We start from the raw sequence: 19,766 nt of genomic DNA, 5'->3' as shown, positions 1-19,766 counted from the left end.
TGGAGGCAGCCTCAGGCCGCGACGATCTGGGGGATCTGCGTGGCCGGCGGCGTGTTGCGGCTACGGCCGCAGCGCACCAGGCCGTCAATCATCACCATGCCGACGCCGGGAATGTCGCCGCGCTGGATGCTGTCGAGGATGTCGCGCCCGGCGGAATGCTGGGCCTTGTCCATGAAGACAAAGTCGGCATCGCGGCCGGCTTCTATCAGGCCGCAGTTGAGTTTGCGGATGCGCGCCGTGTTGCCGGTGGCAAAACAAAAGGCCAGCTCCGGGGGGATGTTGCCCAGGCTGCAGAGCAGGGAGATCAGCCGCAGCATGCCCAGTGGCTGGACACCCGAGCCGGCGGGGCCGTCGGTGCCCAGGATGACCCGGTGCGGGCACTTGAGCTGCAGCGCCGCCTGGGCGGCGGCGATCGCGACCTTCTCATTGCCGTTGTGGACGATCTCGATGGCGCGCGAGGACTTCTCGCAGAGCTCGCAGACATGCGCCTCCGACAGCGCCGTGTGCCCGCCGTTGATGTGGCCTATCACGTCCGCATCGGCTTCCAGCACCACGTCCTTGTCGATCAGGCCCGAGCCCGGGATCGACGGGCCGCCGGTGTGGATGGTGCTCTGGATGCCGTATTTGCGCGCCCAGCCGACCATCTCCTTGGCCTCGTAGCCGGCCTTGACGGAGCCCAGGCCCACTTCGCCAAGCAGCGTGACACCGGCTTCGGCCAGGTCCTTGAAGTCCTGCTCGGTCATGCCTTTTTCGATGATGGGCGCACCGGCCAGCACCTTGACGCCGCCCGGGCGGAAGTTGTCGAAGGCGCGCTGCGCGGTGATGGCCAGCGCTTTGAGGCCCACGATGTCCTTGGGCCGCCCCGGCAGGTGGACTTCGCCGGCCGAGATCATGGTGGTGACGCCGCCGTGCATGGTTGAGTCTATCCAGCCGATCTGGTTCTGGCGCGGTGTCCAGTCGCCGAAGACCGGGTGCACATGGCTGTCGATCAAGCCGGGCGCCACGCAGGTCTGCTGCGCGTCGATCACGGTCTGCGCGTGCGCGGTGTCGCAGTCCTTGGCCTTGCCGACGGCCACGATCAGCCCGTCGTTCACGACGATGGTGTCGGCGTCCAGGATGGGGCGGTCTATGTCACCGGACAGCAGCAAGCCGATGTTTTTGATGACGACTTTTCCGGACTTGCCGGTCGATGCTGCTTCTGCCATGGATGGCCTCTTTTCAGTGTGTGTGTGGGGAAATCAGGGGTTCAGCATGACGGTGCGCAGCACGGTGCTGATGATGAAGGCCTGCCACTGGGCCAGCGCTTCGGGCGACTGCAGGTCTTCGCCGAGAAAGGCCGACAGCGTGTGGCGGTTCGAGATGTAAAAGTAGCCTGTCGCCGCGATCAGCAGGTAGACATTGCGGGCGGAGATGTCCGAGCGGAAAATTTTCTTGCGCACGCCGCTTTCCAGCAGCTGCCGGATGATGGCGATGGCGGGCGACGAATAGTCGCGCGCGCGCTGCGACTTGGCGATGTGCTTGCCGCGGTGCAGGTTCTCGGTGTTGAGCAGGGTGATGAATTCCGGGTTCTTGCTGTAGTAGGAGACCACGAAGCAGATCACGTCCGTCAGGGACTCGACGGGATGCTCGATGTCCAGCGACAGCTCGAGCTCCGCATCGTTCATGCGGCGGTACATGTCTTCGAGAACTTCGATGAACAAGCCTTCCTTGCTGCCGAAGTAGTAATAAATCATGCGGTCGAAGGACTTGGCCGACTTGGAGATTTTTTCCACGCTGCCGCCGTCGTAGCCATAACGCGCAAAGACCTTGGTCGCCGCGCGCAGGATGTTGTCGCGCGTGGTCTGCGCGGCCTGCTCCCGCACGCCCGGCCGTTTGGCTGCCGCGCGTTTGGGCGCCGCGGCGCGCGGCGTGGTGGTTCTGGCGGTCTTCACTGTCATGGATGGGTGTCCGGTCGCGGTTGGCAAAGGGGCGGGCCTGAGGCCGCCGGGGAAGAAATTTCCCGGGTAGTGTAGGGCGGAAGCAAACGCCGGGCCATCTTCTTCCTCATTGCTCGGCGAAGGCGCGTTCAATCACGAAGTCGCCCGGCCTGGAGGTGTTGCCTTCCGTGAAGCCCTTGCCCTCGAGCATGTGTTTGAGGTCCTTGAGCATGCCGGGGCTGCCGCAGATCATCACCCGGTCGTGCGCCGCGTCCAGCGGCGGCAGGCCCAGGTCCGCCTGCATCTTTCCGTTTTCGATCAGGTCGGTGACGCGCCCCATGTTGCGGTAGGCCTCCCGCGTGACGGTGGGGTAGTACAGCAGTTGCTTGGAGATCAGATCGCCGAGGAATTCGTGCTGGGGCAGGTGCTCGACGACCAGGTCGTGGTAGGCCAGCTCGTCGGCCTGGCGCACGCCGTGGACCAGCACGACCTGCTCGAACTGCTCGTAGGTCGCCGGGTCGCGGATGATGCTCATGAAGGGCGCCAGGCCGGTGCCGGTCGAGAGCAGGTACAGCCGCTTGCCCGGCAGCAGGTAGTCGATGACCAGCGTGCCGGTGGGCTTGCGCCCGACGATGATCTTGTCGCCGACCTGGATGTGCTGCAGGCGCGAAGTCAGCGGGCCGTCTTCCACCTTGATGCTGAGGAATTCCAGGTGTTCTTCATGGTTGGGGCTCACGATGCTGTAGGCGCGCAGCAGCGGCTTGTCGTTGACCCTGAGGCCGATCATGGTGAAGTGCCCGTTGCTGAAACGCAGCGAGGTGTCGCGGGTGGTGGTGAAGGTGAACAGGCGGTTGGTCCAGTGATGGACGGACAGGACGGTTTCTTCGTTGAAGGCGCTCATGGTGGTGTGGGTGTAAAGAGTCGGTATGAAAGAGTTGCGCGCCGGGCCTGGGCCTTCAGCCGAGGTCCAGGCCGGCCAGCTTGTCGGTCTTGTCCTTCCACAGCTCGGCGTCCGGCAGGGGCGCGATGCGTTTGGAGATGGTGGGCCACAGCTTGGACAGCCTTGCGTTGATTTCCAGGAAGGGCTTGAACTGCTCGGGCGTGTCCGTGTCCGCGTAAATTGCGTTCACCGGGCATTCCGGGATGCAGACGGCACAGTCTATGCATTCGTCCGGGTCTATGACCAGGAAGTCCGGGCCCTGCTTGAAGCAATCCACCGGGCACACGTCCACACAGTCGGTGTATTTGCATTTGATGCAGGCGTCGGTCACTACGTGGGTCACAAGAACTCCTTTGCGCGGCGGTTCGGGCCGGCTATCGTCGATGCAGGCAATGTGCCACATTAATGTAGTGAACGCAACATTTAAGTTAAGTGCTCGCAACATTTTTAAAAATAAATTGGAAACCGCGGTGCAAATCCTATTGCGCGGCAATTCCGTATCCGCTACATTGAATTTAAATGTAGCAAATGCAACATGTAAATTAAGTGCGCACTACATTGGGGATTGCGCCCCGGAATGGCGCCCCGGGATGGGGCTGGTGCGAACAAGGTGAACACGATGACTGAACACACAAAAACGGACGGCCTGCCGGGCATGGACGGCCTTCCCCAGGTGCTGGAGAAGGCCAGGCCGCGCAACGAGCGCATGAACAGCGAGAAGATCGAGTGCAACGCCTGTCCGGTGCTGTGCCAGATTTCCGACGGCCGCAGCGGCGCCTGCGACCGCTATGCCAACCATGGCGGCACCCTGGTGCGTGTGGATCCCGTGCTGCTGTTGCGCCGCACCCTCTCGGGTTCGGAGCCGCAGCTGGTCTCCTTTGCGGGGCGTGAAGCCGCGGCACCGCCCGCGCCGCAAGACGGCGCCGCAGGCAGCCTGCCCGCGCCGGCGCCGGCCTGGAGCGGCGACCTGTTGCTGGCTGACGAGGTGTTTGTCACCGGCGTCGGCTCCTCGACGACCTACCCGGACTACAAGCCTGCGCCCTTCATCGTGTCGTCGAAGGCGGCCGGCGTGGACCTGGTCACCGTGGTCACCGAAGGGATTTTCAGCTACTGCAGCTTCAAGGTGAAGATAGACACGGACCGCTTCCTGGGCGCGGAGCAGGCCAATGTGCGCTGCAAGGGCGAGGTGGTCGGCCACGTGACGACGGCCGAATACGGCTCCCAGATGCTGTCGCTGGGCGGCGTGCACCACCTGACCGGCGGCAGCAAGAAAGAAGGCCGTGTGACGGTCGAGATGATGCAGGCGCTGGGCAACAAGCAGGCCGTGGAGTTCACCATCGACGGCGGCTCGCAAATCCTGATCCAGGCGGGCCGCGCGCCCGTCGTGAACGGCGTGGAAGAAAAACGCATGCGCGTGGGCTGCGGTTCGGCCACGGTCGGCATCTTTGCCAAGCAGCTGTTCGGCAAGCTCGACGAGGTCGTGGTGGTCGACGACCACATCACCGGCGTGCTGACCGAGCACCAGGCCGGCCGCTGCCTGGACATGCCGCCCTCCGGCATCAAGATGCGGGGGCGCAAGTCCACGCCGGGGCGTTATTTCCAGGTCGCCAATCCTGGTGTGGGCTGGGGCGGCACCGACATCGCCGACCCGCTGTCCATCATCGAAACCTGGGATGCCTCCGTGGCCTGGCCCGGCCTGCGCCTGCTGATGACTTCCACCACCGGCGAGCATGCGAGCTGGTATGTGCTCGATGAGGCGCTCAACCCTGTCGAGCAGGAGATGCCGCCCGAAGTGCGCCGCATCGTGGAGCGCATCGGCGAGAACTGCGAACCCTCCCTCTCCACCGTGCTCTTCCTCGGCGGGGCCGGCGGCAGCCTGCGCGCCGGCGTCACCGAAAACCCCGTCCTGCTGACGCGTGCCATCAAGGACGCGCTGGTGAACGTCACTTGCGGCGGCGCGCCGGCCTATGTCTGGCCGGGCGGCGGGATCACGGTGATGGCCGACGTCATGCGCATGCCGGACAACAGTTTCGGGACCGTGCCCACGCCGGCCATCGTCGCGCCGATTGAATTCAGCATGAAGCTGGACGACTACCGCGCGCTGGGCGGCCACATGGACCATGTGCGCACGCTGGAGCAGGCCCTGCACCGCGGCGCCTGGCACAACGAAGGCGCGCCCACGGCCCTGGCCTGGGCCGCGCTGCCGGCGGCCAACCCCTGGCCGCTGGCGCGTCCGCCGTTGCTGGGCTGAGGCCTTTCCGCCATGAACGCCCAACGCACGCAACTGCCCGACGGCCGCTGGCATTTCCAGCATGGGCCCATGGACATCGTCATAGGCGCCAACGGCAGCCCGGCGGCGGTGGAGGCGGCGCATGAGCAGGCCTGGCAGCGCTTTGGCGGCATCCTCGGCGAGCTGGTGCGCGAGCTGCCTGTGCTGCGGCAGCCCGTGCAAGGGCCGTGTCCGCTGAGCGGCCCGGTGGCGCGGCGCATGTGGCATGCCTGCCGGCCCTACCGGAGTGGCTTCATCACCCCCATGGCCGCGGTGGCCGGCGCGGTGGCGCAGGAGCTGGTTGCCTGCTACGCGGCAAGCGGCATCACGCGGGCCTGGATCAACAACGGCGGCGACATCGCGCTGCACCTCGTGCCTTCGCAGTCGGTGCGCATAGGCCTGTATGCCGATATCGAGCGCCTGGGCGTCGATGAAATCCTGGACGGCGTGCAGACCGACGGGCAGTTCGAGGTCGACAGCGCCCTGCCTGTGCGTGGCGTGGCCACCAGCGGATGGCGCGGCCGCAGCTTTTCACTGGGCATTGCCGACAGCGTGACCGTGCTGGCGCGCACCGCCGCCGAAGCCGACGCGGCCGCGACCGTGATCGCCAACGCGGTGGATGTCGCCGATGCGCGCATCCGACGCCTGCCTGCCTGCGAGCTGAAGGACGACAGCGACCTCGGCACGATTCCCGTCACGGTCGAGGTGCCGGCGCTGGAGCCCGAGCTGGTGAGCCGCGCGCTGCACGCGGGCCTCAGGCGCGCCCAGACCCTGCGCGCGGCCGGCCTGATCTGGTCGGCGGTGCTGGTGTGCCAGGGCCAGTTCATGACCACCGCCGCCGGCGCATCGGTGCAAAGCCTGGACAAGCCTCGCGGCGGCCGGCAAGCTGGTTCGGTATTTGCTTAATGAAATGAATGGACCTTCAACCATGATAGAAATCAGGCGCATCTTTACGCACGTGGAGCAGATACGGCACGAGTTCGGCCCCGAGGCGCCCACGCCGCTGCTGCGCGGTGCGATTGCCGCGGTGCTGGCCAACCCCTTCGCCGGCCGCTATGAGCCCGACATCCTGCCCATGATGGACGCGCTGCAGCCGGTCGGCATCGACATGGCCCAGCGCCTGCGCGCCGCGATGGACGTCCCGGCCGACCGCATCGAGGGCTACGGCAAGGGCGCCATCGTCGGCGCGGCCGGGGAGCTTGAGCACGGCGCGCTCTGGCATGTGCCGGGCGGCTATGCCATGCGGGAACTGCTGGGCTGGAAGGGCGACCGCAATGCCTACGCCAAAGGCAAAGCCGAGGAAAAAACCGGGCAGCCCGGCAACGCGCTGTCCATCGTGCCCTCCACCAAAAAAGTGGGCGGACCGGGGACGGCGCTCGATGTGCCGATGACACATGTCAACGCCAGCTATGTGCGCAGCCACTTCGACGCCATCGAGGTGCGCGTGCCGGGCGCACCCCTGCCCGACGAAATCGTCTTCATCCTCGCGATGAGCACGGGCCCGCGCATCCATGCGCGCGTCGGCGGCCTGGCCGCCGGCGCGATCGCCAAATGGGACGGCCTGCGCTGATCAGGGCGCGACCCCCACCCCACACATTGAGACAAGGAAACACCATGAGCGCGAAGATCCGAAAAATCATTGTCCAGGTCGATGAGACGCTGATCGAAATGGGCAAACCCGTCACGCCGCCCACACGCCGGGCGCTGGCCATGGCCGTGATTGAAAACCCCTTTGCGGGGGCTTACGTGGAAAAGCTCGACGCGCTGATCGCCATCGGCGAAGAACTCGGCGGCCTGCTCGGCGGCAAATGCGTGCAGGCCCTGGGCATCGCACCGGGCCAGGCGCACAGCTACGGCAAGGCCGCGATTGTGGGCGAGGCCGGCGAGCTCGAACATGCCGCGGCCATCCTGCACCCCAAGCTCGGCGCGCCCCTGCGGTTGGCGGTCGAAAAGGGCGCGGCCCTGGTGCCGTCCAGCAAAAAGCGCGGCGGCCTGGGCACGGCCATCGACGTGCCGCTGGGGCACAAGGATGCGGCCTTTGTGCGCAGCCACTTCGACGCCATGGAAGCGCGCGTGGCCGATGCGCCGCGCGCCAATGAAATTGTGGTTGCTGTCGTCGTCACGGACAGTGGCCGGCCACTACCGCGCGTGGGCGGATTGCAGGTCCACGAAATCAAGGGCGAGGACGGGCTGCGCTGACGCGGGGCCTGCCAGCCATCAATCTGATCCACGACAAACAGGAGTATTTATGAAGATGCACCCCAAGATGCTGAGCGCCGTGACCCTGCTGGGTCTGATGGCTTCGATGATGATGACGGCGCATGCGCAGGACGTCATCAAGATCGGCGAGGTCAACAGCTACAAGGCCCAGCCCGCCTTCCTGGAACCCTACAAAAAAGGCATGGAGCTGGCCGTCGAAGAACTCAATGCCGCGGGCGGCATCAACGGCAAGAAGGTGCAGCTGTTCATCCGTGACGACAACGCCAATCCCGGTGACGCGGTGCGCGCCGCCGAGGAGCTGGTCTCGCGCGAGAAGGTCGACGTGCTGACGGGCTCCTTCCTCTCCAACATCGGCCTGGCGCTGACCGACTTCGCCAAGCAGAAAAAATTCTTCTTCCTGGCGGCCGAGCCGCTGACGGACAAGATCGTCTGGCAAAACGGCAACCGCTACACCTTCCGCCTGCGCACCTCGACCTATATGCAGGTCGCCATGCTGGTGCCCGAAGCCGCCGCGATGAAGAAAAAGCGCTGGGCGGTGGTGTATCCCAACTATGAATACGGCCAGTCCGCCGCGGCCACCTTCAAGACCCTGCTCAAAGCCGCCCAGCCCGACGTGGAGTTCGTGGCCGAGCAGGCCCCGCCCCTGGGCAAGGTCGACTCCGGCAGCGTGGTGCAGGCCATGGCCGACGCCAAGCCCGACGCCATCTTCAACGTGCTGTTCGGCGCCGACCTCTCCAAGTTCGTGCGCGAGGGCAACACCCGCGGCCTGTTCCAGGGCCGTGAAGTTGTGAGCCTGCTGACGGGTGAGCCGGAGTACCTGGACCCCCTCAAGGAAGAAACGCCCAACGGCTGGGTGGTGACCGGTTACCCGTGGTACGGCATCCAGACGCCTGAGCACAAGGCCTTCTTCCTGGCCTACCACGGCAAGTACAAGGACTATCCGCGCCTGGGCTCGGTCGTCGGCTACAGCGCCATCAAGTCCCTGGCCGAAGGCATGAAAAAAGCCAAGTCCACCGATACCGAGAAGCTGATCACGGCCTTCCGCGGCCTGCATGTGACGACGCCTTTCGGCCCCGTGGTGTTCCGCCCGGAAGACCACCAGTCAACCATGGGCGCCTATGTGGGCCGCACCAAGAATGAAGGCGGCAAAGGCGTGATGGTCGATTACCGCTACATCGACGGCGCCAAGGTCCAGCCCAGCGCCGCCGAAGTCAAGAAGATGCGCGCCGCCGACTAAAAAGCACGGGCGCACCGGCCCGCCCGGTGCGCAGGGGCCCCGGGCGCGGCGGATAGGCCGCCGCGCCGCGGGCTGCCGGTTTCCCGCAAAAAAGGTTTATTCATGAGCTTTTCAGGCTTTATCGTGCAGCTGCTCAACGGCCTGGCCGGTGCGTCCTCGCTGTTCCTGGTGGCGGCGGGGCTGTCGCTGATCTTCGGCGTCACGCGCATCGTCAACTTCGCGCACGGCTCTTTCTTCATGGTCGGCATTTATGTCGCCTATTCCCTGGTGGCCGCGCTGGGCAGCACCCTGGGTTTCTGGCCGGCCCTGGCGCTCGCGGCGCTGGCCGTCGGTGTGCTGGGCGCCCTGGTGGAAATCCTGCTGCTGCGCCGCATCTACCGTGCGCCGGAGCTGTTCCAGCTGCTGGCCACCTTTGCGCTGGGCCTGGTGATCAAGGACGGCGTGCTCTGGTTCTGGGGCGCTGAAGAGCTGCTGGGCCCGCGCGCGCCCGGCCTGACGGGTTCGGTCTCCATCCTCGGGCGGCAGTTTCCTTCCTACGACATCTTCCTGATCGTGGCCGGCCCCGTCGTGCTGGGCCTGCTCTGGTTGCTGCTCACCAAGACGCGCTGGGGCACGCTGGTGAGGGCAGCCACCCAGGACCGCGAGATGGTGAGCGCGCTCGGCGTCAACCAGGCCTGGCTGTTCACGGCCGTGTTCGCGCTGGGCGCCTTGCTGGCCGGCCTGGGCGGCGCGCTGCAGCTGCCGCGCGAACCCGCCAACCTCGAGATGGACCTCAACATCATTGGCGCCGCCTTTGTGGTGGTCGTGGTGGGCGGCATGGGCTCGATTCCCGGCGCCTATGTGGCGGCACTGCTGATCGCCGAGCTCAAGGCGATCTGCATCTGGCTGGGCCTGGTCGAGATCGCCGGCATCAGCATTTCCTTTTCCAAGCTGACCCTGGTGGTGGAGTTCCTGGTCATGGCCGTGGTGCTGGTGGCCAGGCCCTGGGGTTTGTTCGGCCGGCCCCAGGCGCCCAGCCGCCATGCGGGCGCGGCGGAGGAGCCCCTGCGCCGGCCGCAGCGTCTTTACAAGGTGGGCGGCGCGGCCTTGCTGCTGTTGCTGGCCCTGGTGCCCGCGCTCGCGGCGCAATCGCCCTATGTCACCGTGCTGCTGATCGACCTGCTGGTGGCGGTGCTGTTCGCGGCCAGCCTGCACTTCATCATGGGCCCGGCCGGCATGCACTCCTTCGGCCACGCGGCGTACTTCGGCCTGGGCGCCTATGGCGCGGCCTTGCTGGTGCGCAGCCTGAACATGCCCATGGAGATGGCGCTGGTCGTGGCGCCCCTGGTGGCGGCGCTGGGGGCTTTTGTCTACGGCTGGTTCTGCGTGCGCCTGTCCGGCGTCTACCTCGCGATGCTGACGCTGGCCTTCGCGCAAATCACCTGGGCCATCTGCTACCAGTGGGACGCCTTCACCGGCGGCAGCAACGGGCTGACCGGCGTCTGGCCGGCCGCCTGGCTGGCCGACAAGCGCGTCTACTACTACCTGACCCTGGTCCTGGTGGTGGGCGCGGTGCTGTTCATGCACCGCATGCTGTATTCGCCCTTCGGCTACGGCATGCGCGCGGCGCGCGATTCGGTGCTGCGCTCGGACGCCATCGGCATGAACGTCAAGCGCATGCAGTGGGTGGCCTTTGTGATCGCAGGCGCGTTCGCGGGCCTGGCCGGCGCGCTCTACGCCTTTTCCAAGGGCAGCATTTCGCCCGAGAGCCTGCATGTGGGCAAATCCATCGACGGGCTGGTGATGGTGCTGCTGGGCGGCATCCAGACCCTGGCCGGGCCGGTGGTGGGCGCGGTCACCTTCACCTGGCTGCACGACACCGTGGCGCGCAACACCGACTACTGGCGCGCCATGCTGGGCGCCATCATCCTGATCCTGGTCTTGCTGTTTCCGCAGGGGATCGCGGGCTTTGCCAAACAGCTGCTGGCCAACCGGCGCGGCGCGGCGGGAGAAAAATCATGAGCTTGCTCAAGGTCACGGGCCTGGGGAAATCGTTCGGCGGCGTCCGGGCGGTGGATGGCATCAACTTCGAACTCGCCGCCGGCGAACTGCTGGCCCTGATAGGCCCCAACGGCGCCGGCAAGTCGACCACCTTCAACATGGTGAACGGCCAGCTGCGCGCCGACAGCGGCTCCATCCAGCTCGACGCCCAGGAGCTCGTCGGCCTGGCGCCGCGCGACATCTGGCGGCGCGGCGTCAGCCGGACCTTCCAGATCGCCGAGACCTTTTCCTCGCTCACGGTGGTGGAGAACGTGCAGATGACGCTGCTGTCGGCGGACCACAAGATGTTCTCCATGTGGCGCCGCGCGGCGGACCACAAGCGCGACGAGGCGCTCGCCCTGCTCGAGCAGGTCAACATGAAAGCCCAGGCCGACCGGCCCTGCAGCGTGTTGGCCTACGGCGACGTCAAGCGCGTGGAGCTGGCCATGGCCATGGCCAACAACCCCAAGCTGCTGCTCATGGACGAGCCCACCGCGGGCATGGCGCCGCGCGAGCGCAACGAGCTGATGGCCCTGACCAAGCAGCTGGTGCTGGACCGCGGCATGGCGGTGCTGTTCACCGAGCACAGCATGGACGTGGTCTTCGCCTATGCCGACCGCATGATCGTCCTGGCGCGCGGACGGCTGATTGCCGAAGGCAAGCCGCTGGAGATCCGCGACCACCCCAAGGTCCAGGAAGTCTATTTCGGCAGCGGCAAGACCTTCGAGAAAAAAGCCCTGGTAAAGGAAGCAGCCTGATGAGCACCGCGAAGGAAGTCCTGTTGCAGGCCAACGGCCTGTCGGCCTGGTATGGCGCGGCCCAGATCTTGTTCGACGTCGGCCTCAACGTGCGGCGCGGCGAGGTCGTGGCCCTGATGGGGCGCAACGGCGCCGGAAAATCGACCACCCTCAAGACCCTGATCGGCATGCTCGACAAGCGGCGCGGCAGCGTGTCCTTCCTGGGCCGGGACATTTCAAAAAGCGAGCCGCACCATGCGGCCCGCATGGGCCTGGGTTTTGTGCCGGAAGACAGGCGCATCTTCACCGACCTGACGGTGACGGAAAACCTCGAGGTCGGGCGCCAGCCCGCGCGGCGCTGGCCCGACGGCAGCGAAGCGCCCCTGTGGACGCCGCAGCGGCTCTTCACCCTGTTTCCCAACCTCGGTGAAATGCCGGGCCGCGCCGGCGGCCGCATGAGCGGCGGCGAGCAGCAGATGCTCACCGTGGCGCGCACCCTCATGGGCAACCCCTACCTGGTGCTGCTCGACGAACCCTCCGAGGGCGTTGCTCCCGTCATCGTCGAGCAGATGGCCCACATGATTCTGGAGCTCAAGGCCCAGGGGGTCAGCATTCTTTTGTCGGAGCAGAACATGCACTTTGCCGAGCTGGTGTCCGACCGCGCCTACGTGCTGGAGAAAGGGCAGATCCGCTACGAAGGCTCCATGGCCGACCTGGCGGCCAACGACGAAGTGCGCCGCGCCTACCTGAGTGTCTAGACCGCTCGATGACCGGGAATCCTATGAAACTGATCCTCCATGCACGCCGCCTGGCCCCGGCCCTGCTGGCCCTGACACTGGCCGCCGCGGGATGCGCCCGCGCGGAGACCGGCGTCACGGACACGGCCATCTCCATCGGCCAGTCCGCCGTGTTCAGCGGCCCGGTCGCCGCGACCGGCAACAACTACCGGCGGGGCATCGAGCTGTATTTCGAGCAGGTCAACAAGGCCGGCGGCCTGTTCGGGCGCAAGCTGCAGCTGACGGCCCTCGATGACGGCTACGACCCGAAACGGACCGCCGACAACACCAAAGCGCTGATCGAGCAGAACAAGGTGTTCGCGCTCATCGGCTATGTGGCCACGGCCAACCTGATCGCGGCCATGCCGATTGCCGAGGAGGCCAAGGTCCCGCTGTTCGCGCCGCTGGTCGGAACCACCTCCATACGGCTGAAGCACAACCGCTACCTGTTCCATGTCAGGGCCAGCTACAAGGCCGAACTGGCCCGCATCACGCAGCAGCTGGCGGTGGTGGGCAATGACAAGGTGGCGGTGGTCTACCAGGACAGTGTGTTCGGCAAGTCCAACCTGGACACCCTGCTGGAACTGATCAAGGCCGAGAAGCTGCAGGTGGTGAAGACCCTGCCCATGGCCATCACGGCCCAAAGCGCCGCCGACATCGCGGCCCAGCTCAAGCAGGCCTCGCCCAACGTCATCATCATGATCATGGCCGGAACCATGTCCGAGGTGCTGATCCGCGACGTGCGCGGCGCCGGCCTGGGAACGCCGCTGTACACCATCTCGGTGGGCCTGGCCGATGCCAAGGCCTCGGCGGCGCGCCTGAACGGCGCCCTGCGCGGCGTCATCACCGCCAGCATCGTGCCTTCGCCGGCGCTGGAGCGCTACGGCATCGTCAAGGAATACCGCAAGGCGGTGGGCGCGTCGGCCGGGGAGGGCGACAATTACACCGTGCTCGAAGGTTATATCGCGGCCAAGGTGTTCAGCGAAGGCCTGCGCCGCGCCGGGCGCAACCTGACGCGCGAGAACTTCATCGCGGCCCTGGAAGGCGTGGGCACGCTCGATGTGGGCGACTTCCGCGTGGAATACGGCCCCGGCAACCACAACGGGTCCGGCTTTGTGGAGCTTGAGATGTACACCGCAGCGGGCAGCCTGATCCGATGACATTGAATGCCGTCACACTGTCCGTCAACCGGGTGGCGCACACGCTGCCGCTGCCGGCCGGCACCTGCCTGCTGACGGTGCTGCGCAACGACCTCGAATTGAACAGCCCGAAATACGGCTGCGGCCTCGGAGAGTGCGGCGCCTGCACCGTGCTGGTGGACGGTGTTGCCGCGCGTGCCTGCGCGATCCCGGTGGGCGGCGTGGCCGGCCGCGAGATCACCACGCTGGAAGGACTGGGCACGCCTGAGGCGCTGCATCCGGTCCAGCAGGCTTTCATCGAGGCGCAGGCCGCCCAGTGCGGCTACTGCCTGAACGGCATGATCATGATGACGGTGGCCTTGCTGGCGCGCAACCCTTCACCCGGCGAGGATGAGATACGCCGCGAGCTGTCGGGCAACCTCTGCCGCTGCGGTACCCACCTGGAGATCATGCAGGCCGTGCTGCGCGCGGCCGAACTGACCCGGCAAAACATTGCCCAGGGGAAAACGGCATGACGCGCCGCGCCGACACGCCGCGCACGCGCGCGGATTTCCAGGCGGCCGCCGGTGTGCTGCTGGTCAGCCGCGAACCACCCCCGCCGCCGCCGCCTGCCAAGGGCCAGCCGGCGCTGGTCAGCGGCAACCCGCGCGAAGGCCTTGAAATCCTGGTCGCCGTCTGGGACGACGGCAGCGTGACGGCGCTCAACGGCCATGTGGACCTCGGCACCGGCCTGCGCACGGCGCTGGCCCAGATCGTGGCCGAGGAACTGGACGTCGCGCTGGGGCAGGTCAACATGGTGCTGGGCGACACCACGCGCGCGCCCAACCAGGGCGCGACCATCGCCAGCGCCTCCATCCAGGTACACGCCATTCCCTTGCGCACTGCCGCGGCGCAGGCGCGGGCCTGGCTGCTGGCGCGCGCCGCCGCCGTGCTGCAGGTGGATGCCTCGCTGCTGTCGGTGCGGGACGGGCGGGTGTGCGTCATCGGGCAGGAAAGCCGCGCTGTGGACTACGGCGCTTTGGTGGCGCTGCAGCACACACAGCTTCTGCTGGCGCCGGACACGCCGGTCAAGGCGGCGGCGGACTACCGCATCGTGGGCACCAGCACGCCGCGCGTCGATATCCCGGCCAAGGCCACGGGCGCGCTGACCTTTGTGCACGACATGCGCGTGCCCGGCATGCTGCACGGCCGTGTGGTGCGCCCGCCCTATGCCGGGGCCGACCACGGCGACTTCATCGGCAACACGCTGGAGTCGGTTGATGAATCCTCGATCGCGCACATCCCGGGCATACGCGCCGTGGTGGTGATACGCGATTTTGTCGGGGTGGTGGCCGAGCGCGAGGAGCAGGCCGAGCAGGCGCTGCGCGAGCTGCGTGTCCAGTGGAAATCCTGGCCCGGGCTGCCCAGGCTGGACGACCTCGAGCAGGCGATCCGCAACAACCCGTCCACGCAGCGCAAACTCGTCGACGAGGGCGACGTCGATGCCGCCATGGCCGGCGCCGCGCAGGCGCTGGCGCGCAACTATGTCTGGCCCTACCAGATGCACGGCTCCCTAGGCCCTTCGTGCGCGGTGGCCGACTGGCGGGCGGAGCGCCTGACGGTCTGGGCCGGGACCCAGAACCCCCATGTGCTGCGCGCCGACCTCTCGCGCCTGACCGGCCTGGCCGATGTCGACATCGACGTGATCCGCATGGAGGCCGCCGGCTGCTACGGCCGCAACTGCGCCGACGACGTGGCGGCGGACGCGGCCCTGCTGTCGCGCGCGGCCGGCAGCCCGGTGCGCGTGCAGCTGACCCGCGAGCAGGAACACGCCTGGGAGCCCAAGGGCGCCGCGCAGCTCATGCAGGTCAATGGCGGGCTCAACCAGGACGGCTCGGTCGCGGCCTATGACTTCCAGACCTCCTACCCCTCCAACGGCGCGCCCACGCTGGCGCTGCTGCTGACGCGCACCGTGGAGCCGGTCGCGCAGGCCTTCGAGATGGGCGACCGCACCGCGCGCCCGCCTTATGACTACGGCAACCTGCGCGTGGCTGTCAACGACATGCCGCCCATGCTGCGCGCCTCCTGGCTGCGCGGGGTGTCGGCGCTGCCCAATTCCTTCGCGCACGAATCCTATATCGACGAGCTCGCCACCGCCGCCGGCGTGGACCCGGTCGAGTTTCGCCTGCGCTACCTCAAGGAGCCGCGCGCCGCCGAGCTGGTGCGCGCCACGGCCGAACGCGCCGGCTGGGTGGCGCATACCGGGCCGCAGCAAGGGCCGGCCGGCGAGGCGACAGACATCCTGCACGGGCAGGGCTTCGCTTATGCCCGCTACGTGCACAGCAAGTGGCCGGGCTTCGGCGCCGCCTGGGCCGCCTGGGTGGCCGATGTCGAGGTCAACCGCAAGACCGGCGAGGTGCACGTGAGGCGCGTGGTCGTCGGGCATGACGCCGGCACGCTGATCAACCCGGCCGGCGTGCAGCACCAGATCCACGGCAATGTGGTGCAGGCCACCAGCCGCGCCCTCACCGAGCAGGTGACGGTGGAGCCGCAAAAAAACACCGTCGCCGGCCTCGAATGGGGCAGCTACCCCATCCTGAATTTCCGCGATGTGCCGGTGATTGAAGTCGTCACCATGGCGCGCCCCGGCGAGCCGCCGTTGGGCGCCGGCGAGTCGTCATCGGTGCCGGGCACGGCGGCCATCGCCAATGCGATTTTTGACGCCACTGGGGTGCGTTTTCGCCAGCCGCCGTTCACGCCTGAGGTGGTGCGCGCCGCGCTCAATCCCGAACCGCAAAGTCCACCGGCCGCCTTGCCCATGCCCGAGCGCCGGGCCGTGCGCATGCCTGAGGGTGCCGCATGGCCTAAAGGATTGGGTGCATGGTCACGCGCCGGCGCCTTGCTGGCGGGCGTGGCCGGCGTCGCCTGGGCCTTGCTGGGCGGGCGGGCGGCGATTGCGCCCATGACGCCGGCGGCGCAATCCGGCGCCTCCATCTACACCGCGGCGACGCTGGAGCGCGGCCGCCAGCTGGCGGCCGCCGGCGACTGCGTGGTCTGCCACACCGCGCCGGGCGGCATTCCCAATGCCGGCGGGCGGGCCATGGACACGCCCTTCGGCAAGATCATCACGACCAACCTCACGCCCGACGTCGAAACAGGCATAGGCAGCTGGTCCTTCAGCGCCTTCCAGCGCGCGATGCGCGAAGGCATTTCGCGCGACGGCCGTTACCTGTATCCGGCCTTTCCCTATAGCGCCTTCGCCAGGGCCAGTGACGAAGACCTGACCGCGCTGTATGCCTACCTGATGGCCCAGCCCGCCGTGCACTCCGCCAATCCCGCGACACGGCTGGACTTTCCTTTCAGCGTGCGCCCCCTGATGGCCGGCTGGAACGCGATGTTCCATGACCCTTCGCCCTATAGCGCCGACCCGGCGCGCAGTGCCGAATGGAACCGCGGCGCCTACCTGGTCAACGGCCTGGGGCATTGCGGCGCCTGCCATACGCCGCGTAACGCCCTGGGCGCCGAGCGCGGCGGCCAGGCTTTCCTGGGCGGCGCCATGGTCGACGGCTGGGAGGCGCCCGCGCTCACGGCACTGTCGCGCGCACCCGTGCCCTGGACGTCTTCGCAGCTCTACGCCTACCTCCGCCAAGGCTATGCGCCGCAACACGGCATCGCCGCCGGCCCCATGGCGCCCGTGGTGAAAGAGCTGGCCGCGCTGCCCGATGAAGACATTCGCGCTATGGCCAGCTACCTGGCGTCTTTCAACGAAGCGCTGCCTGAGACCGAAAGCGCCGAACGCGCGCGGCAGGCGGTGCTGTCAGCCCAGCAGTCCGCCACCAGCCTGTTGGGCCCGGGCCAGCGCCTTTTCAACGGCGCCTGCGCCTCCTGCCACCACGACGGTGACGGCCCCCGCCTGCTTGGCGTGAACGTGCCGTTGGCGCTCAACAGCAATCTGCACAGCGCGCGGCCCGACAACCTGGTGCGCACGATTTTGCAAGGCATCAGCGCGCCCGCCGGCAAGGACATCGGCTTTATGCCGGCCTTCCGCCACAGCCTGGACGACAGCCAGGTCGCGGCGCTGGCCAGTTATATGCGCAGCCGCTATGCGCCGGCCGAACCCGCCTGGCCAGATTTGCCCGCCACGGTGGCGCGCCTTCGCGCCGCGCCGGGCGAGCACTAGGATCTAGTCGTGCCGGCTCGCGGCGCCACCGGCCAGCCACTGCGCCAGCACCTCCGCCGTGTGCTGGCCCAGCAGCGGCGGCGGCCTGTGGTAGCTGACGGGCGAGCCGGAAAGGCGTATGGGGTTGGCCACCAGCGGCACCTCGCCCGCCAGGGGGTGGGGCAGGGCCATGCGCAGGCCGCGGGCTTGCACCTGCGGGTCGGCAAACACTTCGTCGATGCGGTTGATGGGGCCGCAGGGCACACCGGCGGCCTCCAGCGCGGCGATCCAGTCCGCCGAACTGCGCATCACCGTGGCCTGCCTCAGCAAGGGCAGCAGCACGGCCCGGTGGGCCACGCGCTGCGCGTTGCTCGCAAAGCGCGCATCCCGCGCCCATTCGGCATGGCCCGCGACGGCGCAGAAGCGGGCGAACTGCTCGTCGTTGCCGACCGCCAGGATGATGTCGCCGTCCGCGGTCGGAAAGTCCTGGTAGGGCACGATGTTGGGATGCGCATTGCCCATGCGGCGCGGCAGCTGCCCGCCGGCCAGGTAGTTGGAGGCCTGGTTGGCCAGGCAGGCGATCTGCACGTCCAGCAGCGCGAGGTCGATGTGCTGGCCCAGGCCGGAGCGTTCGCGTTCCGCCAGCGCGGCCTGCACCGCCACTGTCGCGTAAAGGCCGGTCATGATGTCCGTCAGCGCCACGCCGACTTTTTGCGGGCCGGCGCCCGGTTCGCCGTCCGCGCCGCCGGTCACACTCATCAGGCCGCCCATGCCCTGGATCAGGAAGTCGTAGCCCGCGCGCGCCGCGTAGGGCCCTGTCTGCCCGAAGCCGGTGATGGAGCAATACACCAGGCGCGGGTGGCCGTCCTTCAGGCTGGCGTAGTCCAGCCCGTAGCGTTTGAGGCCGCCGACCTTGAAGTTCTCCAGCAGCACGTCGGCCTGGCCGGCCAGCGCCCGCACCTGCGCCTGGCCTTCGGGCGTGGCGATGTCGATGGCGACCGAGCGCTTGTTGCGGTTGGCGCACAGAAAGTAGCTGGCCTCGCCGGTGTCCCGGCCCGAGGCGTCCTTGAGGTAGGGCGGCCCCCAGGCGCGGGTGTCGTCGCCGCCCTGCGGCTTTTCGACCTTGACGACGTCCGCGCCCAGGTCGGCCAGCAGTTGCCCGGCCCAGGGGCCGGCCAGCACGCGCGACAAGTCCAGCACGCGGATGCCGCTGAGCGGCGGCGGGCGCACTGCGGAAGAAGGGGAAGCCATGGGTGGGAATCTCCGGGAAAGAAGCAGTCAATGGGAAAAGCTTAAAGGCGTAAGCCGCCCTTCACAAACGATGATTCGGCACCTGTGTGTGCCCAAAAAGAATTCCGACAACCTTGCCCGCAGGAAAGCCCGCAGACATGCGCCGAAAAATCCCTTCCACCACCGCGCTCGCCTTGTTTGAATCCGCGGCGCGCCACCAGAGCTTCACCCACGCGGCGCAGGAGCATTCGGTGACCCAGAGCGCCGTCTGCCGGCAGGTTGCGGGGCTGGAGGATTTCCTGGACGTCAAGCTCTTCAGGCGCACCAAACGCGGCGTGCTGCTGACGGATGCGGGCATGCACTACGCTCGCCGGGTGCGCGCGCGGCTGGACGACGTGGAGCGCGACACGCTGGAGATGATGGCCAGGGGCGGCACGGGCGGCGTGCTCGAACTGGGCGTGGTGCCTACCTTCGCGGCCAAGTGGTTGTTGCCCAGGCTGGGGAGCTTCCAGCGCCAGCACCCCGAGATCACGGTGCACCTGTCGTCCCGCACACGGCCTTTCCTGTTTGCCGAAACCACGCTGGACGCCGCCATCTGCGCCGGCGAGGCGGGCTGGCCCGGCACGCAGTCGTCCTTCCTGATGGACGAAAGCATGGTGGCCGTCGGCAGCCCGGCGCTGGTCACGCCCCGGCGCGTGCTCAAGGCCGACGATGTAGAGGGCCTGCCGCTGCTGCAGATGAGTACACGGCCCTATGCCTGGCGCCAGTGGTTCGCGTCCCTGGGGCTCGATGTGGCCGGCGACATGGCCGGTGCGCGCATGGAGCTGTTTTCAATGGCCGCGCAGGCGGCCATCCATGGGCAGGGCCTGGCGCTGATCCCGCGCTTCCTGATCGAGGACGACCTCGCGCAAGGCCGCCTGTTGCAGCTGACCCGGCACGAGTTCCTGAGCGATCGCCGCTACTACCTGGTCTGCCCCGAACAGAAACTGGGCAATAGCATGCTGGCCTTGTTCAGGGCCTGGATAGAAGCCGAGGCCGCGAAGTACAGGGACAGTTCCCGGCTTGCGGCAGCGGGGGAAAGTCCGAGCCCCCGCTAGTCGAGTTCGATTTTCGCGCGGGACACAATCCAGTCGCTCCTGGCAATT

Annotated in this window: 17 protein-coding genes; 12 read left to right on the top strand and 5 right to left on the bottom strand. The window is 67.4% G+C overall.

Annotation, left to right across the window (positions count from 1 at the left end):
* Positions 1 to 11: 11 nt before the first annotated feature.
* The 4 genes from ACEN9P_RS07280 to fdxA all read right to left on the bottom strand — a co-directional run bounded on the left by ACEN9P_RS07280 (position 12) and on the right by fdxA (position 3,199).
* Complete coding sequence (locus ACEN9P_RS07280; protein ID WP_477664479.1) at positions 12 to 1,205, bottom strand: amidohydrolase family protein; 1,194 nt, start codon at positions 1,203 to 1,205, stop codon at positions 12 to 14.
* Positions 1,206 to 1,238: 33 nt separating this feature from the next.
* Positions 1,239 to 1,937, bottom strand: coding sequence for a TetR family transcriptional regulator (locus ACEN9P_RS07275; protein WP_495621538.1), 699 nt, complete (start codon positions 1,935 to 1,937; stop codon positions 1,239 to 1,241).
* Positions 1,938 to 2,043: 106 nt separating this feature from the next.
* Positions 2,044 to 2,817, bottom strand: a complete 774-nt coding sequence (locus tag ACEN9P_RS07270; protein ID WP_477715101.1) for a ferredoxin--NADP reductase — start codon at positions 2,815 to 2,817, stop codon at positions 2,044 to 2,046.
* 55 nt (positions 2,818 to 2,872) lie between these two features.
* A complete protein-coding gene (gene fdxA, locus ACEN9P_RS07265; RefSeq protein WP_477664482.1) occupies positions 2,873 to 3,199 on the bottom strand; it encodes a ferredoxin FdxA in 327 nt (108 codons plus the stop codon).
* 276 nt (positions 3,200 to 3,475) lie between these two features.
* On the opposite strand from fdxA, the gene ACEN9P_RS07260 reads away from it, so the two are divergent.
* The 11 genes from ACEN9P_RS07260 to ACEN9P_RS07210 all read left to right on the top strand — a co-directional run bounded on the left by ACEN9P_RS07260 (position 3,476) and on the right by ACEN9P_RS07210 (position 17,412).
* Positions 3,476 to 5,107 (top strand): 6-hydroxynicotinate reductase, encoded by a 1,632-nt coding sequence (locus ACEN9P_RS07260; RefSeq protein WP_495621537.1) that lies wholly within the window; start codon positions 3,476 to 3,478, stop codon positions 5,105 to 5,107.
* A gap of 12 nt (positions 5,108 to 5,119) precedes the next feature.
* Positions 5,120 to 6,031, top strand: a complete 912-nt coding sequence (locus tag ACEN9P_RS07255; RefSeq protein ID WP_495621536.1) for a UPF0280 family protein — start codon at positions 5,120 to 5,122, stop codon at positions 6,029 to 6,031.
* Between the two features lie 22 nt (positions 6,032 to 6,053).
* Positions 6,054 to 6,695, top strand: coding sequence for an amino acid synthesis family protein (locus ACEN9P_RS07250; RefSeq protein WP_477664485.1), 642 nt, complete (start codon positions 6,054 to 6,056; stop codon positions 6,693 to 6,695).
* A gap of 44 nt (positions 6,696 to 6,739) precedes the next feature.
* A complete protein-coding gene (locus tag ACEN9P_RS07245) occupies positions 6,740 to 7,324 on the top strand; it encodes an amino acid synthesis family protein (protein WP_477664486.1) in 585 nt (194 codons plus the stop codon).
* A gap of 67 nt (positions 7,325 to 7,391) precedes the next feature.
* Positions 7,392 to 8,582: an ABC transporter substrate-binding protein gene (locus tag ACEN9P_RS07240; RefSeq protein ID WP_477664505.1), complete on the top strand. Its 1,191-nt coding sequence runs from the start codon at positions 7,392 to 7,394 to the stop codon at positions 8,580 to 8,582.
* Between the two features lie 102 nt (positions 8,583 to 8,684).
* A complete protein-coding gene (locus ACEN9P_RS07235; protein ID WP_495621535.1) occupies positions 8,685 to 10,583 on the top strand; it encodes an ABC transporter permease in 1,899 nt (632 codons plus the stop codon).
* On the top strand, positions 10,580 to 11,359 hold the full coding sequence (locus ACEN9P_RS07230) for an ABC transporter ATP-binding protein (RefSeq protein ID WP_477715108.1): 780 nt from the start codon (positions 10,580 to 10,582) through the stop codon (positions 11,357 to 11,359). The genes ACEN9P_RS07235 and ACEN9P_RS07230 overlap by 4 nt, the downstream gene beginning before the upstream one ends.
* Entirely contained in the window at positions 11,359 to 12,096 is a 738-nt protein-coding gene (locus ACEN9P_RS07225; protein ID WP_495621534.1) for an ABC transporter ATP-binding protein, read from the top strand. The genes ACEN9P_RS07230 and ACEN9P_RS07225 overlap by 1 nt, the downstream gene beginning before the upstream one ends.
* 23 nt (positions 12,097 to 12,119) lie before the next feature.
* Complete coding sequence (locus tag ACEN9P_RS07220; RefSeq protein WP_495621533.1) at positions 12,120 to 13,274, top strand: ABC transporter substrate-binding protein; 1,155 nt, start codon at positions 12,120 to 12,122, stop codon at positions 13,272 to 13,274.
* Complete coding sequence (locus ACEN9P_RS07215) at positions 13,271 to 13,768, top strand: (2Fe-2S)-binding protein (RefSeq protein WP_495621532.1); 498 nt, start codon at positions 13,271 to 13,273, stop codon at positions 13,766 to 13,768. Before ACEN9P_RS07220 ends, ACEN9P_RS07215 begins: the two co-directional genes overlap by 4 nt.
* On the top strand, positions 13,765 to 17,412 hold the full coding sequence (locus tag ACEN9P_RS07210) for a molybdopterin cofactor-binding domain-containing protein (RefSeq protein WP_495621531.1): 3,648 nt from the start codon (positions 13,765 to 13,767) through the stop codon (positions 17,410 to 17,412). The genes ACEN9P_RS07215 and ACEN9P_RS07210 overlap by 4 nt, the downstream gene beginning before the upstream one ends.
* A 3-nt stretch (positions 17,413 to 17,415) precedes the next feature.
* Here ACEN9P_RS07210 and ACEN9P_RS07205 read toward each other — a convergent pair whose 3' ends face one another.
* Positions 17,416 to 18,642: a CaiB/BaiF CoA transferase family protein gene (locus ACEN9P_RS07205; protein WP_495621530.1), complete on the bottom strand. Its 1,227-nt coding sequence runs from the start codon at positions 18,640 to 18,642 to the stop codon at positions 17,416 to 17,418.
* Positions 18,643 to 18,779: 137 nt separating this feature from the next.
* Here ACEN9P_RS07205 and ACEN9P_RS07200 point away from each other — a divergent pair, with 137 nt between their 5' ends.
* Complete coding sequence (locus tag ACEN9P_RS07200) at positions 18,780 to 19,718, top strand: LysR substrate-binding domain-containing protein (protein ID WP_495621529.1); 939 nt, start codon at positions 18,780 to 18,782, stop codon at positions 19,716 to 19,718.
* Positions 19,719 to 19,766 lie beyond the last annotated feature (48 nt).

Source organism: Polaromonas sp. Polasp52 (genome assembly GCF_059491565.1).
This window is presented reverse-complemented; position numbering and strand designations above follow the sequence as displayed.

Excerpts from the sequence above, each read along its gene's own strand:
- ACEN9P_RS07280 (WP_477664479.1), bottom strand. The coding sequence starts at position 1,205 with ATGGCAGAAGCAGCATCGACCGGCAAGTCCGGAAAAGTCGTCATCAAA.
- ACEN9P_RS07275 (WP_495621538.1), bottom strand. The coding sequence starts at position 1,937 with ATGACAGTGAAGACCGCCAGAACCACCACGCCGCGCGCCGCGGCGCCC.
- ACEN9P_RS07270 (WP_477715101.1), bottom strand. The coding sequence starts at position 2,817 with ATGAGCGCCTTCAACGAAGAAACCGTCCTGTCCGTCCATCACTGGACC.
- ACEN9P_RS07260 (WP_495621537.1), top strand. The coding sequence starts at position 3,476 with ATGACTGAACACACAAAAACGGACGGCCTGCCGGGCATGGACGGCCTT.
- ACEN9P_RS07255 (WP_495621536.1), top strand. The coding sequence starts at position 5,120 with ATGAACGCCCAACGCACGCAACTGCCCGACGGCCGCTGGCATTTCCAG.
- ACEN9P_RS07250 (WP_477664485.1), top strand. The coding sequence starts at position 6,054 with ATGATAGAAATCAGGCGCATCTTTACGCACGTGGAGCAGATACGGCAC.
- ACEN9P_RS07245 (WP_477664486.1), top strand. The coding sequence starts at position 6,740 with ATGAGCGCGAAGATCCGAAAAATCATTGTCCAGGTCGATGAGACGCTG.
- ACEN9P_RS07240 (WP_477664505.1), top strand. The coding sequence starts at position 7,392 with ATGCTGAGCGCCGTGACCCTGCTGGGTCTGATGGCTTCGATGATGATG.
- ACEN9P_RS07235 (WP_495621535.1), top strand. The coding sequence starts at position 8,685 with ATGAGCTTTTCAGGCTTTATCGTGCAGCTGCTCAACGGCCTGGCCGGT.
- ACEN9P_RS07230 (WP_477715108.1), top strand. The coding sequence starts at position 10,580 with ATGAGCTTGCTCAAGGTCACGGGCCTGGGGAAATCGTTCGGCGGCGTC.
- ACEN9P_RS07225 (WP_495621534.1), top strand. The coding sequence starts at position 11,359 with ATGAGCACCGCGAAGGAAGTCCTGTTGCAGGCCAACGGCCTGTCGGCC.
- ACEN9P_RS07220 (WP_495621533.1), top strand. The coding sequence starts at position 12,120 with ATGAAACTGATCCTCCATGCACGCCGCCTGGCCCCGGCCCTGCTGGCC.
- ACEN9P_RS07215 (WP_495621532.1), top strand. The coding sequence starts at position 13,271 with ATGACATTGAATGCCGTCACACTGTCCGTCAACCGGGTGGCGCACACG.
- ACEN9P_RS07210 (WP_495621531.1), top strand. The coding sequence starts at position 13,765 with ATGACGCGCCGCGCCGACACGCCGCGCACGCGCGCGGATTTCCAGGCG.
- ACEN9P_RS07205 (WP_495621530.1), bottom strand. The coding sequence starts at position 18,642 with ATGGCTTCCCCTTCTTCCGCAGTGCGCCCGCCGCCGCTCAGCGGCATC.
- ACEN9P_RS07200 (WP_495621529.1), top strand. The coding sequence starts at position 18,780 with ATGCGCCGAAAAATCCCTTCCACCACCGCGCTCGCCTTGTTTGAATCC.